Source organism: Alkalilimnicola ehrlichii MLHE-1, assembly GCF_000014785.1.
Classification (GTDB): Bacteria; Pseudomonadota; Gammaproteobacteria; order Nitrococcales; family Halorhodospiraceae; genus Alkalilimnicola; species Alkalilimnicola ehrlichii.
Genome location: NC_008340.1, coordinates 130,382 through 150,657 on the forward strand (window position 1 = coordinate 130,382; position 20,276 = coordinate 150,657).

12 protein-coding genes and 1 pseudogene are annotated in these 20,276 nt (G+C 61.0%); 10 read left to right on the plus strand and 3 right to left on the minus strand.

Annotation, left to right across the window (positions count from 1 at the left end; all coding sequences use genetic code 11):
• Positions 1–4: 4 nt before the first annotated feature.
• Positions 5–949 (minus strand): annotated as a pseudogene (locus MLG_RS00585) (IS481 family transposase).
• Between the two features lie 315 nt (positions 950–1,264).
• On the opposite strand from MLG_RS00585, the gene MLG_RS00590 reads away from it, so the two are divergent.
• The 10 genes from MLG_RS00590 to MLG_RS00635 all read left to right on the plus strand — a co-directional run bounded on the left by MLG_RS00590 (position 1,265) and on the right by MLG_RS00635 (position 17,665).
• Entirely contained in the window at positions 1,265–2,665 is a 1,401-nt protein-coding gene (locus MLG_RS00590) for a putative O-glycosylation ligase, exosortase A system-associated (protein ID WP_011627870.1), read from the plus strand.
• Between the two features lie 5 nt (positions 2,666–2,670).
• Entirely contained in the window at positions 2,671–4,578 is a 1,908-nt protein-coding gene (locus tag MLG_RS00595; RefSeq protein WP_011627871.1) for a hypothetical protein, read from the plus strand.
• The gene (locus MLG_RS00600; protein ID WP_011627872.1) at positions 4,579–5,526 is read left to right on the plus strand and encodes a hypothetical protein; all 948 of its coding nucleotides are present in this window, start codon (positions 4,579–4,581) and stop codon (positions 5,524–5,526) included. It begins immediately after the preceding gene.
• Positions 5,526–7,412 (plus strand): ABC transporter ATP-binding protein, encoded by a 1,887-nt coding sequence (locus tag MLG_RS00605; protein WP_011627873.1) that lies wholly within the window; start codon positions 5,526–5,528, stop codon positions 7,410–7,412. The genes MLG_RS00600 and MLG_RS00605 overlap by 1 nt, the downstream gene beginning before the upstream one ends.
• 24 nt (positions 7,413–7,436) lie before the next feature.
• Positions 7,437–8,441, plus strand: a complete 1,005-nt coding sequence (locus MLG_RS00610) for a hypothetical protein (RefSeq protein ID WP_011627874.1) — start codon at positions 7,437–7,439, stop codon at positions 8,439–8,441.
• 2,014 nt (positions 8,442–10,455) lie between these two features.
• Positions 10,456–12,051, plus strand: coding sequence for an acyl-CoA ligase (AMP-forming), exosortase A system-associated (locus MLG_RS00615; RefSeq protein ID WP_408626113.1), 1,596 nt, complete (start codon positions 10,456–10,458; stop codon positions 12,049–12,051).
• Between the two features lie 26 nt (positions 12,052–12,077).
• On the plus strand, positions 12,078–13,283 hold the full coding sequence (locus MLG_RS00620; RefSeq protein ID WP_041717848.1) for a pyridoxal-dependent decarboxylase, exosortase A system-associated: 1,206 nt from the start codon (positions 12,078–12,080) through the stop codon (positions 13,281–13,283).
• A gap of 238 nt (positions 13,284–13,521) precedes the next feature.
• Positions 13,522–14,715 (plus strand): carboxylate--amine ligase, encoded by a 1,194-nt coding sequence (locus MLG_RS15305; protein WP_156774613.1) that lies wholly within the window; start codon positions 13,522–13,524, stop codon positions 14,713–14,715.
• A gap of 136 nt (positions 14,716–14,851) precedes the next feature.
• A complete protein-coding gene (locus MLG_RS00630) occupies positions 14,852–15,760 on the plus strand; it encodes a hydrolase 1, exosortase A system-associated (protein WP_083761804.1) in 909 nt (302 codons plus the stop codon).
• A gap of 216 nt (positions 15,761–15,976) precedes the next feature.
• Positions 15,977–17,665 (plus strand): IS1634 family transposase, encoded by a 1,689-nt coding sequence (locus MLG_RS00635; protein ID WP_011627880.1) that lies wholly within the window; start codon positions 15,977–15,979, stop codon positions 17,663–17,665.
• Positions 17,666–17,741: 76 nt separating this feature from the next.
• Here MLG_RS00635 and ddaH read toward each other — a convergent pair whose 3' ends face one another.
• Together ddaH and MLG_RS00645 are read right to left on the minus strand one after the other, a co-directional pair.
• Positions 17,742–18,530: a dimethylargininase gene (gene ddaH / locus MLG_RS00640; RefSeq protein ID WP_041718138.1), complete on the minus strand. Its 789-nt coding sequence runs from the start codon at positions 18,528–18,530 to the stop codon at positions 17,742–17,744.
• A gap of 14 nt (positions 18,531–18,544) precedes the next feature.
• On the minus strand, positions 18,545–20,167 hold the full coding sequence (locus MLG_RS00645; RefSeq protein ID WP_011627882.1) for an amino acid adenylation domain-containing protein: 1,623 nt from the start codon (positions 20,165–20,167) through the stop codon (positions 18,545–18,547).
• Positions 20,168–20,276 lie beyond the last annotated feature (109 nt).

The window sequence follows — 20,276 nt, forward strand, 5'->3', positions numbered from 1 at the left end:
CCGGCTACCCGCCGGCACCCCCTGGCACCCACACAGATCGCGAAGGGACCTGGCTTTGCTGCCAATCCTTGAGCGCCTGGATGGGCGTTCGCTGGCGCAACGCCTTCTGTGGAATGTAATGATTATACAGGTGGTAGTAGCGTTTGAGCGTAGTTTCGAGGTCCGCGCGGGAGTCGAACTGGTGCGTGGCCAGGACTTCGCTGATCCGCCCGTTGAACCGCTCGACCATGCCGTTGGTCTGAGGGCGGCGCACCGGTGAGAGCCGATGCTCGATACCGGTCTCGGCACAGAACCGGTCGAAGGTATGCTCGCCACTGGGCTGACGGTGCTTGTGCTGGAGCCGGTCGGTGAACGCCTTGTCGTTATCGGTGAGCAGCTTGCGGATGCGAAACGGCGCCTTGGCGCGGACGCTTTTGAGAAAGGCCGTGGCAGTACGGGCAGACTTATGGGCCTTGAACTCGACGTAGACCCAGCGCGTGGCCCGATCAATGGCCACAAACAGATACCGGCGCCGATCCTCGTCCGGCATCTGTGGAAGGTACTTGATGTCGATATGAACCTAGCCCGGCTCGTAGGCCTTGAACGGCTTGGCTTTGACCTCTTCCGAGGGCTCGGTGGGGGTCAGATCGGCCAACCGCGAGACACCGTTACGGCGCAGGCACCGATCCAGTGCCGAGCGCGAGAGCCGCGGGTGGATGAACTCTCGGACGACCGCCAGCAGGTCATCCAGTGGCAGCCGCAGCGTCCGGCGCAGCTCCACGACGAACGCTTCCTGGGCCGGGGAGAGCGTAGCCAGCAGGTTCTTGCGCGTATGGGGACGGTCGTAGACATCCTCGCGCTTGCGCCAGTGGCGTACCGTGCTCACCGAGATGCCCAGCTCCTCTCGCGCTAGCCAGTAATGATAACTCCTTGGCGCGATGGGATTATCCGAGATCCTACACGTACCCATGGACCACGGGCCGTGGAGCGCCACCTTGCGCAAAGTCCCAAGCATGGCTCGTGATCCCAGTATCGATAGAGATGCGCATGGTCGCCGACCGATGCCTGTCATGGGGGCGATGGCTTGATGCCGATCTGCATTTTGACTACGTATGCTAGCATGCTCGAGGGTTGCGCTAAGCCATTGAAACATGTGGTGGCACCATGTTCCTTGCATCCCAGAGGCTGGCGGCAGAAATCTCACGCAGTCCAGTCCAACCCGCGCTATCCTTGAGATAGGCTTCCCTAGGCCCAAACTTTCTACCGATGCGATGGTCCACCTCAGATGCGTGACATCCTCCTTGCACTTATATTCGCTGGCTTAGTGCCTGTAATCCTGCGTCATGCCTGGGTGGGGATACCCACGCTGTTCTGGGTGAGCTTATTTACGCCGCAGCTCCAGACCTGGACCTTTATGCACGGTTTTCCGGCGGCGATGCTGTTCACAGTAGTCACCCTGGCTGCCATCGCGTTTTCTAAGGATCGAAAACCGTTTCCTTGGACGAGGGAAACGGTCATGTTGCTGATTCTCGCAGCATACTTCGCAATGACCAGCCACTTCGCCGTGAACTCCAGTGGCGCGTGGGATTTCTGGGTGCACTTTATGAAGATCCTGTTGGTGACCTTCCTCACGCCGATACTGATCCACGGTGAGCGACGTATCCTGATCACGCTCTTGGTGATCACCGGGGCGCTGGCGTTCTTTGGCCTGAAGGGAGGGATCTTCGCGGTTAACACCGGAGGGGCCCACATGGTCCTTGGCCCATCGGGCTCCTACCTCTCCGGGAATACCTATATCGGGCTGGCGATGCTCATGGTATTGCCGCTTATTCTAACCAGCGCGCGACTGTTCCATCGACAATGGGTGGATTTTAGCATTCCACTTATCAATCGGTTTGCTGTCCCCATCGGTTGGGCCGGGTACGCTGTGTTTTGGTTCACCTGTGCAGCCATACTGGCGACCCACTCCCGGGGGGCCTTCGTCGGAATGGTGGTGATCACGCCATTTTTATTCTTGCACATGAGAAAAAAGTGGCTTTTGGTGCTGGTAGCCTTTATCGGAGTTGGCGTGATTGGAGTGACGGCGCCGGAGCCGTTGGTCGAGCGCTGGCAAACGATAAAGACGTACGAAGAAGACCAATCGGCTATGCAGCGAATCCAGAGTTGGGGTGTGGCGTGGAATATGGCCATGGAGCGACCCCTGACGGGTATGGGGTTCAGAAATACCGCTTTGGGTTACGATTGGTGGATTACCTATGCGGAGTTTGAAGGCGGCTGGCGGCATGTTCTGTCACCGCACAGCATTTATTTCGGGTTGCTGGGACAGCACGGATTTGGCGGGCTGGCCGTGTATCTTTTTCTCGGAGCGTTTACATTTTTGACGTTGAATCGGGTGCGGCGGACCGCGAAGCGAAGAACTGGGAAGATCTGGTTGTCGGAGTATGCATGGGCCTTGCAGGTTGGCTTGGCCGGATATTTCATTGCAGGGATATTTTTGGACGTGGCCTACTTTAACCTCTATTATGCGTTCATAGCCATGTCAGTGATTATGCGGCGTGAGCTCGAGGAGGCGCCCAAACCGGCGGAAGCGACCGTGCCGACGCCAGCTCAGCCCTTGCCCCAGGATACTCGACCAAGCCTCTCCAATCCTTCCCTGGGGGCCAGATCGGGGGTGGAGCGCAGGTGAATCCGATGGGTGATGCGCCGGTACTGGCCGCAAGCACCGACCGGGCGGGGCATTCTGCGTCGCTCGAAGGCCGTTTGCAGCGTCGGCTGGATACCCTGGTGGGGGCGGCGCGTCGCTGCGGCGATCCCCCGGGTCGGCTTTGGGACCCCGTGTTGCGTGCTGAAACGCCGGCCGAGCACTACGGTCACAACAGTGCTGCGTTGGCCCTGCTGATGCGTGACGGGCCGGAGGGCGCGCAATGGCGTCCCATGGTGCGTACCTGGATGGCGCTTGAGCGCCGCCAGGTGGGCCACGAGCCGTTCAACCGCTTCCTGCTGTTACTGATGCGGGAGCACTTGTTGGCGACCGGCGCCCCGGCGGGGGACGGGCTGCCTTGGGAGGAGGCGCTGAACCGCTGCCCGGTAGCCCGCCGCTATCCTTCCAATAACTGGACGTTGCTCGGTGCGCTTTGTCACCTGATCGAAGCGCCCGATCACCGCCGAGGCAGGGCGCTGGCCCGCCTTTTGAGCCTGCTCGAGCGTTGGACAACGCCTGCCGGCGGGTTCATCGACTTCCCCTACCGTCCGGCCCTGCCCCGGTCCGGTGCCACGCCGGTCGCCTATCACCACAAGGCGCTCTTCGTGGCTACCGTGGCCGGCTGCTACGTAACCTCCCCCGCCCTGGACCGGCATGTGCAACGGATGCTGGGCTGGGTCCGGTTGACTTGGGACGGTGACGGCCATGTTGGGGGCTTCGGGCGCAGTACCCATTCATTGTTCGGCGACGCCTGCCTGATGGCCAGCCTAGTATTGCTGGGTGTCCTGTCCAGGGAGAACCAGGACGGGGCGTTCGGTGCCATGGCCTCCGGTATCCTGGAGCGCTGGGCCGGCCAGCAACGCCCCGATGGGCTGTTGATGCTGAACCCGGCGGGACCGACGGCCGGTGGAGCCCCCGCTGGCTGGGACGATTACATGTACCTGTCCGTCTACAACGCCTGGACCGCGGCCGTGTTGTCGTGGGCGCTGCACCGTGCCTGGACCGATGCCCGCCCGGACCAGGGGGCGCTTCGCCAGGCAGCGACGTTTGAGGTGGGCGGCAGGGTTGAAGCCGACGAGGCGGCGGGGCTGATGCGGTGCGCGCCAGAGGACGGTACGGTTGCCCTCATGTCCACCTCTGGGCAACCGCCTCAAGCGTTCGGGCGGGATTGGGCCGAGCTGCGTTATGCCGGTGCACTGCCGTACCACATGATTCGGGGCGGGACTGTCCTCTGTCCGCCCCCGGTGCGGGTGCATGCCGATGCGCTGCGGCGGGAACCGTCGCTGGCGGGCTGGACGCCGGTATTCCTTATCGGGGATGAACTCTTTGGGTTGGTGGATTTTCAGGACGTCGCCCTGTCCCAAGACGGTGACGACATCACTATTCGCCTCAGCGGACAACCCGTCAGCCTCCTGCGGCCCGAGCCCCGCTCCCTGGGTCAACGATTGTTCGCCGCAGCCGATTGGCGCCTGGGTGGCCGGATGGGTCGAAATCGGGCGCTGCGGCGGCCGCGCGCCACTGGCGTGAGTGGCTCGGTGTGCTTCACGTTCCATCGGTCTCGCTGCGCCGTTTCCCAGGAACTCGTCATCCGGCACCGCTGTGATGCGGAAGTGCACTATCTCAATCCGGGCGGCCACGCGCTGATGACGGATGCCCTGCCTCTCAAGCGGGCGCTGGTCCAGAGTCCGTCGGAGAGTGACCCATCGGCGTCCGAAGTATCGCTCGATGTCTCCACCCTGCTGTCCGCGCGACCGGATGCGTCTATCCCCCATGCCATGGGTTTCAGTGCGCCGCCGACCCTGCTTCGGAAAGGGGGCTACAGACACCGGCTGTACCTGGATTGGGGGGATCATGGACTACCCTGCAAGGGTGCCGCCGGCTTGGATAAGGGAGAGTGAATGGCACAAGTACGGGATCATGACAGGGCCTCCGTGGCTGAGGGGGACGAACGCACTTACGGTGGTGAGCTGCGCCGTCGCTACGCCACCGGCAAGGGCAGTTGGGAGTGGATCAACGCCGAGGAACTGGCGTTGGCCCGCAATCAGGCGCGCGGTCCGTGGGCGGAGGCGCTGAGCGGGGTGGACTACCCCTGGCTGTGCTGGAATGTGGATGACCAATGGTGCCTAGTGCAGCAGCGCATGGTCCGTTCCGTGGGCTGGACGCCCGTGGTGGGGTTCGATCCGCGGGTGGGGCCGCCGCCATTGGTGGAAGGTGCGATATTGATCGACTTCAATGAAGGGCTGGATCTGCCCACCATGTCCATGATGTTCCCGCTGGAATTCATCTTTCTCTTTGCCCCGCGGCTGGCCTTCTGGCATTCCGACCTGTTGGTGCGGGAACCGGTGTTTCGGCAGCTTGCTGACGACTTCCGTGGCCTTGCCGATGGTGAAACGGCCGCGACCGATATCCGGCGTGGGTGGTGGCGACGCCTGATCGGGCACCGCGGGCGATATTGGGAACTCATAGGCTGCAATACCCGGGGGGCGAGCCGTGCCCAGTACGAATCGGGATGCGGCTGGTGGCGCCGGCCGACACGTCACCCCAACTGCCCGGACGAGGCCGAGCGCGCCGCGCGAAGGCGGTACATGCACGACCATGGGGTGGGCATCCTTATCTGGGAGGAGCGTGCCGGTGGCACGGTCCATCCCATTCCCTTGCGGTGGGTCGAGGAGGGCCACTGCAGCCGGGTGGGTAACAAGCGCTATCAATCCCGCTCGCCCCGGGATCACCGGAGGGATTTGAGCAAGGATCTATCCTTTAACTATGACCTGAACGAGGTGGCCTCTCAGTTGGGTTTGTCCCGTTTCCTCACCGGCCCGGGTGTCAACGAGCGGACCGAGACGTAATGGTAGATAATATTCGCGCGATAGTGCGACTGGTTGATCGCCGCGATACCTTTAAGGTGATCGCCCTGTTGATCCTCATGACGGGGACGGCTTTTCTCAACATGTTTGGGGTGGCCAGCGTCATGCCCTTCCTGTCGGTCCTCGCGGATCCGCAGATGGTCCACGACAACGCCTGGCTATCCGCGGCGTTCGCCTGGCTGGGCTTTCAGAGCACGGAGGCCTTTCTCTTTTTCCTTGGTGCCAGCGCCTTCACGGTCTTCCTGCTGGGCACAATGACCCAGGCCTTGTCCCAGTGGGCGATGATCCGCTTTTCCCACGGGCAGCAGTACTGGCTGTCCAAGCGGTTGATGACGGACTACCTGCGGCGCCCCTACAGCTTTTACCTCAACCGAAACTCCTCCGACCTGGCGAAGAGTGTCCTCGAGGAGACCCAACAGGCGGTGAACGGGGCTCTGCTGCCAGCGCTTCGCCTGGTGATCCACGGCACCACGGCTGTGGCCATTATCGTGCTGCTGCTCCTTATCCGACCCTGGCTGGCCCTGGTGACCGCGTCGGTCCTGGGGGTGGTGTATGGCGCCATCTACCTGCTGGCCCGCCGTTGGCTGGAACGCATTGGCAAGATCCGGCTGCAGGCGAACCGGGCGCGTTTCGCCGCTGCGGGGGAGGCCTTTGCGGGCGCCAAGGAGATTCGCCTGTTGGGTCGGGAGCGGGCCTACCTGGACCGCTATCAGCGCCCGGCCAGGCAGTTCGCCCACCAACAGGCCAATGTCGCCGTTCTGTCCAACCTGCCCCAGTATGCGATTGAAGCCGTGGCCTTCGGCGGGGTCATGATTCTGGTCCTCTACCTGATGTCCGGGCCGGGTGGGCTGGCGACGGCCCTGCCGATTATCGGGGTGTACGCCTTGGCGGCCAAGAAGCTGATCCCCGCCTTCCAGCAGATCTTCGCCTCCATAGCACGCCTGCGCTTCACCATGCCGGCGGTGCACAACCTGCTGGCCGACCTGGGGGATGGCCAAGGGGTTGTCCCGCTGCCCCTACGCAGCCAAATGGACCGGCCCTTGGTCTGCAATGCCAATATCCGGTTTGAGGGCGTCACGTTCACCTACCCCGGCGCGCCCCGACCCGCGTTGACGGACCTGAACCTGACGGTGCCGGCGTTCTCCAGCATTGGCCTTGTGGGGTCGTCCGGTGCGGGGAAAAGCACGCTGGTTGATTTGCTTCTGGGCTTGTTGGAGCCCGCCGCGGGCGCGATCTACGTTGATGGCCAGCGCCTCACTGAAGACAACCTCCGCCGGTGGCAGGCGACCCTGGGCTATGTGCCGCAGCATATCTTCCTCGCCGACGATTCCGTGGCCGCGAATATCGCCCTCGGCGTGCCGGAAAAGTCGATCGACATGGCTGCGGTGGAGCGCGCGGCGAAGATGGCAAACCTCCACGACTTCGTCCTAAGCGAACTACCGCAGGGCTACCAGACCGAGATCGGCGACCGCGGCCTGCGACTTTCCGGCGGGCAACGCCAGCGGATCGGCATTGCGCGGGCGCTTTACAGGGATCCGTCGGTACTGGTCTTTGATGAGGCAACCAGTGCGCTGGACAACGCCACGGAACGGGCTGTGATGGAGGCAGTGCACAACCTCTCGAAGGCGAAGACGGTCATCCTGGTTGCCCATCGGTTGTCCACGGTCGAGCCCTGTGACCAGATCGCGGTCCTGCATGACGGTCGCCTGGTGGATCAGGGTGCCTGGGATGTGCTTATGCAGGAAAGTGATCACTTCCGGCGCCTGGCGGAGGGATTAAAGACGACGGGAGCGTCCGACGATCAACGGAGCGTTAAGCAGGCAATGGCGCAACCGTCCGGACTCCGCTCGGCAGAGCGCGCCAAATAAGCGCATGACGACCATGGCTATCTCATGATCTACCATTTCATCGCCAACCCGGAGATCGTCGACTTCTTCCGCGATACTGCGGGCCACGAGGCTGGCGCCTGCATTGACTCGGAGCATCAGCGGTTTACCAACAGTGCGTGGGCATGGATCGCCCAAACGGCGGTGTTGCTGCGGGATGCCGGCCTGCCGGTCTCCATGGGGCCGGAACTGCGCCCCGATGCCGTGAACCTGGGTCTGGCGGCCGACCTACGCCGTCTACCCCGGACCGCCGACTGCTTCCGGGTCAGCATCGATGCCGACCAACTGCGGGCGAGGTGGTCGAATGCCTTCATTGTTCAGAATAAGGCCCAAGCCGGAAGGCGGGCGTACTGGGTGCCCCACTGGCCTCAGCCTGGTCTGCTGAAGCGGGACCCTGACCGGCAGGGCTTTAAGAACGTGGTGTTTTTCGGGCTGGCAAGGAATCTGGAGCATGAGGAAGCATGGTGGCGGGAGGTTTGCGGCCAATTTGGCATGCAGTTCTCCGTGCGCCCACCCGCGCAATGGCATGATTATAGGGACGTGGATGTGGCGATCGGCGTAAGGCGATTCGGGAGAAAGAAGTTTAATAATAAGCCGCCAACAAAGCTCTTTAACGCCTGGATCGCTGGCTGCGTTTTTATTGGTGGGGCAGACTCTGCCTACTATCAGGTGGGGTCGGCAGGGAAGGACTATTTGATTGCTGCAAACGAACGAGCGTTCACGTATCACCTCAAGGCCCTTTCGCAAAGTCCTCAATTGGGTGATCAAATGATATTGGAGGGTGGCAGGAAAGTGAATCGGTTAGGACTCAGGGAAAGGACGTGCCATCACTGGATGGAGTTGCTTACTAGAGAGATTGGGCCTGAGTTCGAAAGGTGGTCTGAAACCTCCGAGCCATTTCGTCATCTTCAATTGAGAGCTGGCTTGGTGATGGATGGAGGGGTTCGGTTCCGTAATCGCTGTTGGCGGCGGGCGAAGGACTTTTGCAATAGGGCTGCTTTTTGGTCATAAAACATATGAATAGCCCTAGGGCCTGGGGCTCGAGAATGATAATTCGGGGGCAGTGAATGACTATCTACTACGACCATTGTAGAAGTTTCGAAGGTAATAACGCGCCTTTACTGGCATGTGTGACTCCGCTTATACACCCCGATGTGGCCCGGAGTTGGCCATCTGTTTGTGCCCGCCTCCGTGAGACTGCCGCTTCCGTCCTCTCATCTGATAGCCCAGCCACCCCCATTCGAATGTTTGTCGGTTGTAACTACGAAGCGGAGGTGTCAGACCTTCCATCAGGTGTAAAACTTATGCGTTTGCCTCTGCCAGCACCGGACGCGTCAGTTTATGCTAGCACAGGTGATCAGGAGGCAGTGCGACTAGAGTCGGTGAGGTTGGATAAGGGGGAAAAAGTACTGGCAGCAGCCCGCGAAGCCCGTGATGAAGGCGCTGAATACATTATGTTTCTTGATGCTGATGACCTTTTAAGTAATAGAATTATAGGGTGGGTTGCCGCGCATCGTGGGGCCCCGGGTTGGGTGATCGACAAGGGTTGGTTGCACCGGCCTAATAGTCCATTTATATATCAACAAGATAGGTTTAATAGAGTTTGTGGGAGCTGCCACATTGTGAGAACAGATCTGATACCAGGGCTATCTTCTAAAGCGGAGATGACGGAGGATGAGATAAAGAAGTATTTCGGAAGCCACCTACATCTAGCAGACAGGCTATCTTTTGAGGGCCACCATCTAGAAAAGCTTCCTTTCCGTGGTGCTGTCTACCGAGTAGGCCATGGAAATAATATTTCACGCCGTAAACGCGCCATAGAGTTTTGGGCCCTTCGACGGCATCCTAGCCTTTTTCTCAAGAGAGTAGTAGGGTTTCGACGCCTCTCGGCTAAATTAATAGAAGAGTTTTCGGTTCCCCCTATAAGTCGGCATTAGGTTTCTAATTGACATTATATCCATATCGCTGTGCCAGCTTTATTACTTCATCCGGGGGCGGTGTGTATGATGGCGCTCTGTGCGCATAGCCCAGTTTTTTATTAGATTTTGGCCCGGGCTCTATTAAGGTATCCGAGATGCCTAGGTGCTCGATGACTGTTGGCCAGCAAGTGTCCAAGTCTTCTAGGCGAACTCTAAGATACGGAAGTCTGGCAGCGTTTGCATTAACTTCAATAAGCTTGTTCCACTCGGCCCAATACCACCAGAGCCTTTCGGCTTCATGCCGATAGGTCCAACAATTGGTATGGGTTTTTAAGAATGCACGATGTTGAAATACATATCTACAACGCCGGTAAAGCCTCCGAGGGCTAAATCCTAAGTCCTTGATGTAAGTGTATAGGTTTTTCCCATGGGTGGCGTGGACGAGGGGGTTACCACAAAATAATCCAATACGACCAAAAGAAGCCACCACGTCTGCGGGATAACGAACCACATGCAAAACAGGTGTGTTGGCCGGGAGCCGGTTTAGAAAGGGGGCTGCATACCATGAAGATTCTCCGAAGTCCCCTCGCTCTTTTGGTTTAGGGCCAAAAACAGTAAACTGCTCTTCGTGCTTGCACGCGATCCCAGCTGCGTTTAAGCGATCTGAAATGTATTGCGTTCCGGACCGGCCGCAGCCCGTGATCAAGTATCGAATATGAATCAAACCATTGTCCTTTCTTGTCGTGGGCATAGTTGTTGTTTCTGAGCTCGGCATAAGGGTTGTATATTGGGTGGTGCGGTGGCTTTAGGTCTTCCCATGGCTTCCAGTGGCGATGAGCCTGTCTTCCTGTTGCAACTAGCGGAACAAGTAGTGTTGCTGCCAGCAACCAAGTGACGGGTTCACATGGGGTTATCTCATAGAGCGTGCGTGAAATGCTGGGTTTTAAAGAAGTAAGGGTAGCTGTTCGGCCGAAGTTTGCATGTCTGGTCGGATGCCTTTGCGAAGTCTGAACTATGATTCTGTAAGTTAAGGTCCACGCTAGCCAGACTAGACGCAAACCAACCGCTATGAGGGCGAGAAGGAGAGAGTCGGGCCACCTATGGCTATACCAATTTTGCTTCACGAGACCCTGCTGAGCAGCGCGGGGCGGGCCCCTTCATCACCGGCGGTCAGCTACCGGGATTCTTCACACGACTATGACACCCTTGCCACTGCCTGCCAAAGCGTGGCCGCAGCGCTGCGCGAATGCGGCCTGCTGCGTCAGGAGCGGGTGGCCGTCTACCTCGACAAGCGACCCGAGACGGTGCAGGCCTTGTTCGGTGCGGCAATGGCCGGAGGGGTCTTCGTCCCCGTCAATCCGCTGCTGAAGGCTGACCAGGTCGCCTACATCCTGCGCGACTGCAATGTCCGTATCCTGGTGACCACCGCTGACCGGCTCAAGGCGATCCGCCAGGCGCTGGTCCAGTGCCCCGACCTGCACACCGTCCTGGTCGTGGGCCGTTCGGACACCCTCGGCGAAGAGGAGCCTCCCTACCGGGTCCACGACTGGTACGACGTGGTCTCTACAGCAGGGCCGGCTCGGCCGCATCGCGTGATCGACAGCGACATGGCCGCCATCCTCTATACCTCCGGCAGTACCGGTCAGCCCAAGGGGGTGGTGCTCTCCCACCGCAATATGGTTGCCGGTGCCCAGAGCGTGGCCAGCTACCTGGACAACCGGCCCGAGGACCACCTGCTGGCCGCACTGCCTTTCAGCTTCGATTACGGCCTCAGCCAGCTCACGACGGCCTTCTTGACCGGTGCGCAGGTGTCGCTGCTGAACTACCTGCTGCCGCGGGATGTGATCAGAGCGGTGGAAAAGCAGGGAATCACCGGCCTGGCGGCGGTCCCCCCATTGTGGATCCAGTTAGCACAGCTGGAGTGGCCGGACGCGGCGCGCAAGACCCTGCGCTACGTGACCAATTCCGGCGGTGCCATGCCCCTGAAGACCTTGGAGGCGCTCCGGGCGCAACTGCCCGCTACCCGCTTCTACCTGATGTACGGGCTCACCGAGGCCTTCCGCTCGACGTACCTGCCGCCGGAGGAGGTGGACCGACGGCCCGATTCCATGGGCAAGGCCATCCCCAATGCAGAGATCAGGGTGGTGCGTGAGGACGGCTCCCCGTGCGCCCCCGGCGAGCCGGGCGAGCTGGTGCACCGGGGGGCGTTGGTGGCCATGGGCTACTGGAACGACCCGGAACGGACCGCGCAGCGCTTCCGTCCGGCGCCGGGCCAGCCGGGCGGCTTGCCGCAAAAGGAATTGGCGGTCTGGTCGGGCGATACCGTACGCATGGACGAGGAGGGGTTTCTCTACTTCATCGGTCGACGCGATGAGATGATCAAGACCTCGGGTTATCGGGTGAGCCCGAACGAGGTGGAGGAAGCCGTCTATGGCACCGGGCTTGTCGCCGAGGCCGCCGCGCTCGGGGTGCCGCACCCGGTGCTGGGGCACGGCATCGTTTTGGTCGTGTTGCCGCGCTCCACCGGCGTGACCGCGGAGGAGCTTTTGAATGCCCTGCGGCCCCGGGTACCGGCATTCATGTTGCCCGCTCACGTGGAGCTTCGGCAACAACCCCTGCCGCGTAACGCCAATGGCAAGATCGACCGCAAGGGGCTATCCACCGACTTCACCGACCTGTTTCAGGAGAACGCTGCACCGTGAATGGACAACGCCCTTGCCATGCGCCCATGGACCAGTTCGAGGTTGCCGACGGCATGCTGCAGGTGGGTGGCCGCCCGCTCTCCGATCTGGTGCAGCAGGCCGGCGGTACGCCCTTCTACGCCTACGACCGTCGCCTGATGACCCGGCGTGTCGCGGCGTTGCGCCAGACCCTGCCAGAGGGGATTGCGCTTCACTACGCGATCAAGGCCAACCCCATGCCTGCCGTGGTCCAGCATATGGCCGGCCAGGTTGACGGTCTCGATGTGGCCTCGGCGGGGGAGTTGCGGGTGGCGTTGGATGCCGGGGTGTCCGCGGCGGATATCAGCTTCGCCGGCCCCGGTAAGACGGACGATGAACTGGCCGCGGCCGTAGCCGCGGGTATCACCATCAACCTGGAGTCGGCCACCGAGCTGGAGCGGCTGGCCGCCATCGCGGAGAAGATCGGTCACCGACCCCATGTGGCGGTGCGGGTGAATCCCGACTTCGAGCTCAAGACCTCCGGGATGAAGATGAGCGGCGGGGCCAAGCCGTTCGGCGTGGATGCGGAGGCGGTGCCGGCGTTGCTCAAACGCATTGCGGCGCTGGATGTGCATTTTCGCGGTTTTCACATCTTTTCCGGGTCACAGAATCTGCGGGCCGAGGCCCTGGTGGAGGCCCAGGGCCTGACCCTGGACCTGGCGCTCCGGCTGGCGGACGATGCGCCCGGCCCGGTGGAGATGCTGAATATCGGCGGTGGCTTTGGCATCCCCTATTTCCCGGGCGACCGCCGGCTGGATCTGGCGCCGGTCAGTGAGCAGCTTGAAGCGCGGCTCCCGGCGGTGCGGGAGCGCCTCCCGGGGGTGGAGATCATCCTGGAGCTGGGGCGTTACCTGGTCGGCGAGGCCGGCATCTACGTGGCGAAGGTAGTGGACCGCAAGGTCTCCCGCGGCCGCACATTCCTGGTCACCAACGGGGGGTTGCATCACCATCTGGCGGCATCCGGCAACTTCGGCCAGGTCATCCGCAAGAACTACCCGGTCGCCGTCGGCAATCGCATGGATGCCAGCGCCAGCGAGACAGTGGATGTGGTGGGGCCGTTGTGCACGCCGTTGGATATCCTCGCCCAGCAGGTGGACCTGCCGCCGGCGCAGCCCGGTGACTGGATCGTGGTGTACCAGTCCGGTGCCTACGGTTACACCGCGAGCCCGACGCGGTTCCTGGGGCATCCGGAACCGCTGGAGTTGCTCGTTTGAGTAAGGGGGCAAGCCGTCTTGGGGGGGGGGAGGGGCGTGTAATTAAAATAGTAATAGAGTGGATGTGGAGTACTGCCGCCTATCGAATGCCGAAGCATTCGCAGTATGCGGAGAAGTAGGCTATTTAATTTAAAGATACGGGTTTCGTCCGTCGGCTAGCCGGCGATGCACAAAGGGTCTCTCGAGAGATCCAAAGGGCCGGTTATATGATTAATGCTTGGGTCATGAGGGTGTGTTGGTGAGGGATAAGACAGTCTTGATACTTGGTTGCTTTCCTAGGATTTCTGTTCCTATAGCGCAGTGCCTAAAAAATCATGGGTTTGATGTCTATGTCGGTGATATTGGCAGCAATCCACGCAATCTATACTCAAATTATATTGATGGATTATTTAAGTTTTCTTCTCCAGAAAGAAGTGGCGACTGTTTTCTTAGTGAGATTGTTCGTTTTATTGATGAGTTTCAAGTTGATTTTGTTGTTCCTGTTAGTGATGGTGAGTTGAGTGCGCTTGCTAAATATGAAGATCAACTTCGGAGCAGAGCTGTGTTGCTGCTCCCAGAGGCCAGAAAAGTGCGCGCAGTTTTGGATAAGGCTGAAACTTTGAGGTTGGCGAAAAACCTTAGCATCCCTGCGCCCGAGACATTCTATGTGAGTGGAGAGGACGACCTTGACGTGGTCTGTGAAAATGCGTCGTTTCCAGTCGTTGTGAAGCCATCTGACAGGAGTGTGGCGACGCCATTGAGGGCTCGCCATGCAAAAAATGAAGCAGATCTCAGGGCGATTTTATTGCCTCATATCGGGTCAAAAATAATGTGGCTTGTTCAAGAGTACTTGCCCGGTCAGGGGGTTGGTGTCGAAGTCCTTTTTTGGAATGGAGAGGCGCGCGTTATCTTTCAACATAGACGGTTAAAAGAGCTTCCTGTGACAGGAGGGGTAGCTGTGCGCTGTATCAGTGAGAAGCCTGATCAAAAAATGGTAGCATATGCACTATCTTTGCTTTCAGAAATTGGCTGGGAAGGACTTGCAATGGTTGAGTTTAGGCAGGACCCAGTGACTGGTAGGGTTGGGCTAATGGAGATAAATGGTAGGTGTTGGGGGTCAATTTCTCTTCCTATAAAATGCGGTATAGAATTTCCATACTATGCTGTAATTCTTGCCTCTGGCGAAGAAATAGAATTTCCAGAACGCTATCCTTTGGGTCAAAAAATGAGGTGGCTTTCTGGGGATTTGGAAAGGTCGCTACAGCTGCTTGCCCAAGTGCGCCATGGAGAAGCGACGCTAGGTTGTTTTTTTAGGGATGCGTCCATTTCCTTTTCTGACTTTTTTGGGGACACCAAAGATGCCCTGTGGTCGTGGAGAGACCCCTGCCCAGCCATGGAAGATTTGAGATTTTTTCTTAGGGGGTTGATTCGCAGGGTGGTAAAAAAGTTTTGATTAATGTTAGGTTTTTGGTTAGTGAGTATGTCGTATATTAGTTCCTTCCTCTGCATTCGTATAGGCTTGAAAATGGCGTGGGCGCGGTGATGCGAATGTTGGCTAAAAAATATTTTGGCAGCACTGTGGAATGTCAATGAGATATATTGAAAAAGGCGTAGTATTTTTATGTGATCTTGAGTCATTGGTTGGGGTTGTTAGCCAACCTGACCAGCCTGCGGAGCTGGGTGTGATTATATTAGTAGGTGGGCCTCAGTATCGTGTAGGCGCACATAGGCAGTTTGTCCGTTTGGCCCGCTGTCTCGCCGCGAACGGTATCTCCTGCATGCGTTTCGACTACCGGGGCATGGGAGACGCCTCGGGTGCGGAGCGTGGCTATGGTCGGGTGCTGCCGGATATTGGGGCCGCGCTGGCGGCCTTTCAGGCCCAGGTGCCTCAGGTGCGGCGGGTTGTGCTCTGGGGGCTGTGTGGTGGTGCCAGCGCGGCCTGCCTGTACCGGGTGACCGACGACCGGGTGGCAGGCCTTATCCTGGTGAACCCCTGGCTGGATGTGGAGGAGGCCCGGGCGAAGGTCCGGCTGAAGCACTACTACGCCCGCCGACTGCTCGCGGGGGATTTCTGGAAGAAGGCCCTGAGAGGCGGCCTGAGCGTCGGGGCTTCGGCAAAGGGCCTGCTGGGTACCGCCCGCGTGGCCCGTAAGGGCCATGGCCAGCCCGCGGACGCTGTTGCGCAGACGGACGATATATACCCCGGGGACATGCTACGAGCCCTGCAGGCCGGGGGCGGGCGCAGCGCGGTATTCCTGAGTGGCCGCGACTATGTGGCCAGGACCTTCGAAGAGGCCATGGCCGGCCACCCGGCGTTTGCCGAGTTGGAACAGGCCGGGGCCGTGGAGGTGTGCCGTTTCCCATCCGCTGACCACACCTTTTCCAGCGCGGCGGCTATGCACCAGGTGGAGGAGGCGAGCCTGGAGTGGATCCAGGCTTTTCAGGGTCTGGAGCCGGAGCCGGCAACGCCGCCTGCCGCCGGCGAACAGGCCCGATGAACGGCCAACCTCTGCGCAGTAGACGAGCGGCCTGCCGTAATGGGTTCATCGTGGTCACCCAAGTTCGACACTTCAAGCCCATTTTTCACCCCGGGGCGAGGCGTAACCTGCTGAATTTAGATGATTGAGCATGCTTTACACCGCTAGGCGTTGTTGTGTCACGTGATATTGCTTATCGGTATTGAGGGCGGGGCGTGCAGCGGCTATAGTCGTGATATGTACACGCGCATCACCAAGTCGGGTCCACGCCGCTACCTGCAGTTGGTGCAGGGGTACCGGGACGACAATGGCAAGGTAAAGCAGCGGGTCGTTGCTAATCTCGGCCGCCTTGATCAGTTGGAAGCGTCAGATCTCGACGCCCTCATCAAAGGGCTTCAGCGGGCGGTGGGGCGCCCCGAGTCACTGCCCGAGGCCCCGCGCTTCGACACGGCCAAGGCCTTTGGTGATGTCTGGGCACTGCACCAGCTCTGGCAGGAGTTGGGGCTGGGTGAGGCCCTGAAACGCGCGCTGCGCTCTTCGCGCCGCCAGTTCGATGCCGAGGCCCTTATCCGAGCGATGGTCTTCAATCGTCTAGCTGCCCCGTGCAGCAAACTCGGCGTACTGGAATGGCTCCGTGAGGAAGCCAGTGTCCCTGGGCTTGATAGCGAAGCCATCCATCATAAACAGCTCCTGCGCGCCATGGATGCGTTGGAAGAGCACAAGGAAGCCGTCGAACGGTCGGTGGCGGCCCAGTTGCGCCCGCTTCTGGACCAAGAGCTCAGCGTCATTTTCTATGACCTAACCACGGTGCGCATTCACGGCACCACCAGGGTGGCCGATGACATCCGCGACTACGGCCTGAGCAAGGAGACCGGCGGTATTGGCCGCCAATTCGCCCTCGGCGTTGTCCAGACCGCCGAGGGCCTGCCCATCGCCCATGAGGTCTTCGAGGGTAACGTCGCCGAGACGCGTACTTTGGCGCCAATGATTGAGCGCCTGCTGGAGCGCTTTGCCCTCACGCGGGTAGTGGTCGTCGCCGACCGGGGCCTGCTGTCGTTCGACAACATCGACACCCTGGATGCCTTGGGCGCCGAGCAAGGGCTGGCGGTGGATTACATCCTGGCCGTCCCCGGTCGCCGCTACCGCGATTTCGCCAAGTTGATGAGCACGCTGCATCCACAACTGGCGGCGGCGGTCACCGAGCCGAGTGCCGACGTGGTGACCGAGACCACGTGGGAGGGTCGACGGCTGGTGGTAGCACACAATGCCGAGCGGGCGGCAGAGCAGACCGTCCAGCGCCGCGAAACCATCGAGGAACTGGATGCACTGGGGGCACAACTCGCGGAACGCCTCGACAACCAGGATGCTGGCCAGCCGGGTCGGGGTAGACGTTCCACTGATCGCAGCGCCTACCAGCGCTTCCACAAGGCAGTACTGGACAAGCGCATGGGCGCCATTGTTAAAACGGACCTCGGGGCGCCCCGGTTCAGTTACAGCATCGACACCGAGGCGTGGGCTCGGGCCGAGCAGCTTGATGGCAAACTGCTGCTGGTCACCAGCCTCAGCGACATGGAGGCCGAGGCTGTGGTGGAGCGTTACCGCTCCCTGGCCGACATCGAACGCGGCTTCCGGGTGCTCAAAAGCGAGATTGAAATTGCCCCGGTTTACCACCGCCTGCCAGAACGTATCCGGGCACACGCGATGATTTGTTTCCTGGCCCTGGTGCTCTACCGCGTCCTGCGTGGGCGGCTGAAGGCTGCCGGAAGCCCCCACTCACCGGAGAGGCTGCTGCGCGGTCTGAGGCAGATCCAACGCCACACCGTCCATGTGGGCAGCCAATCCTACGAGGGCCTGACACGGCCCAGCCAGGAGCAACTGGACCTATTCGAGGTCGCCGGCGTGGAGGTGCCGAAGGAGCCCTGCTGAGCCTGTTGTGGCATTTTTCGAAATCTCAGTGCCGAGGAATCAATCAGTTACGTCCCTAACTGTCCAACTTGGGTGGTCAGGCACCGTTATCGCGGAGTTCCAATGTCAGGCACTTCATGCCGCCCCCTGACTTCTGGAACTCGGAGATGGGCATGGGATGCACTTGCAGCCCCATTTCCCGGTAGGTGGCGGCCAGGCCCCGGGCCCGATCGCTCAGTACGATGTGTCGGCCATCGCTCACCGCGTTCAGGCCGTACCCAACGGCATCGGCCTCCGCCGCCTCGATGACGCGCGGCACCCGGCGGTGGACGGCCTCCAGGCCTTCAGCCGTGAAGGCATCTGGATACAGGGCCACGGTCTGTTCATCCACGATGGTCAGGGCCGTGTCCAGGTGGTAGAAGCGGGCGTCGGTCAGTTGCAGGCTGACCACCTCCAGGCCGAAGAACTCGGCCAGCTCCCGGTGGGCGGGCTTGTCGCTGCGCCACGGGTACCCGGCGAACAGGGTGTCGTTCCACAGCAGGGCATCCCCCTCGCCCTCGAAATCGTGGCGGGGCAGGCACAGCGTGCGATAGCCGCGGCGGCGGAACCATTGCTCGAAGAACTCTGTCTCGCCCTGCCTCTCCGGTTGCCGGAAGCGGGGCAGGGCCACCCGGTCGCGAATCACCAGGCCGCCGTTGGCCGTGAAGACCATGTCCGGCAGGTGCTCGATGGGGTCGATCAGGTGGACATCCCAGCCCAGCGTCTGGGTGTAAAGCTGGTACAGGCCCTGCCACTGGGAACGGGCCAGCTCTCTGCAGACCGGGTCATCCACGTGCATCCACGGATTGATCTCGTACTCGATATCGAAGTGCTCCGGCGGACACATGAGGACGGCTTTGCTCATCGACCCCCGGCCTCCGCTTCCAGCCGGGCCATCAAGGCCTTGCGGTCCACCTTGCCGTTGGGGTTGAGCGGCAGCGCCTCCAGGGCGTGGATGACCCGGGGCACCATCACGCTGGGCAGCCGGCTGCGCAGCTGATCGCGTATCGCGGCCTCGTCGGCCGTCCCGGCCACCACGAAGCCCACAATCCCGGCCGCACCGCTGGAGGTACGTGGCCAGCCCAGGGCCACGGCCTCGTCGGTGGCGGCCGCCTCGCGCAGGGCCTGCTCCACTTCGCCCAGTTCGATGCGTACCCCGCCCACCTTGATCTGATGGTCCATGCGGCCCAGGAACATGATGGGCTTGCCGGCCGGTGGGCGGCGCACCAGGTCGCCGGTCCGGTAGTGAACCGCGCCGTCCGAGGGCAGCCGGATAAAGGCCTGTTCCGTGCGCTCCGGATCGTTCCAGTAGCCCGGGGTGACTTGTGGCCCGCCAATTAGCAACTCGCCCTCGGCCCCCTCGGGAACCGGTTGCAGGTCGTCATCCACCACGGTCAGCTGGACCTGGTTGCCCGGGTAACCGATGGGGACCATGCCGTGTTCACACTCGCCCGGCGAGCGTTCCGGGTCCCACAGGTAATAGGCGGAATCCACGGTGCATTCCGTGGGGCCGTAGGCATTGTCCACCCGCGCATGGGGGGCTGCTGCGGCCATCGCGGTGGCCAGCTCCGCGGACAGGGCCTCACCACCGAACCGGCACAGCCTCAGGGCCTGGAAGCGGCCCGGGCGCCAGCCGTCCCGCCGGTTCATGCCGTGACCGGCGGAGGGCGTGATATCGATGACGCTCAGCCTGCCCTCCTCGATGTACTTGTTGGGGTTGAACCACTCCTTCGCCGTGGGGCAGCAAAGGCAGGCGCCGAAGGCCCAGGAGACGTACAGGTCGAACATCGAGGAGTCGAAGGTGATGTCGTAAAACTGCGAGAAGCGGTCTGCCTCGCTGATCCCGAACGGCCGGTAGCGCTCCAGGGACATGGCGACGAAGCGCAGAGCGTTGCGGTGAAGCACTCCCACGCCTTTGGGCGTTCCCGTGCTGCCGGAGGTGAAGAACAGATAGGCCAGGTCGTCGGGTTGCACCGATGCCGGGCGCCAGTCAGACGGCGCACCCAACTCCGCGCGCGTCAGGAAACGGTGCTGCGGGAAGCGCGCCTGCAGTGCCTGGGCCGATTCGGCAAGGGGCAGCACCACGACCATGGGGACATCCATTCCAGGTAGCAAGTCGCTGAGCAGGGCCTCACCCTGCCCATCCGCCACCAGGGCCTGCAGGCCGGCCTGTTCAACCATCTGTTGGGTGCGTTCCTGCGGGAAGCCAGGGTTCAGCGGCACCACCGCCTTCCCCGCCATGAGCGTGCCGAGCAGGCCGCTGTAGACGGGCAGAGAGCGATTGGCCAGTACCCCGACCAACGGCGCCGTGGTCTCCGGCATGGCGCTTTGCAGGGCAGCACCGACCGCTGCGGCTTGGTGGTAGAGGTCGCTGTAGCTGTACTGCGCCCCTTGTACCTCTAGCGCGGGGCGACCGGAGTGGCGGTCGACGGATTGCAAGAAACCCTGGTGGAGACCGTAGATGCCGTCGAACCCTGTTGCCATCTTCTGTCGCGCTCCTTTGTCGGTGACACGGGCACTGTTGTCACTGTGTTGCCTGCCGCTAACGGCCAATATGGTTTGCAGGCGGATCTACTGCTCAGATTAGCAGTCA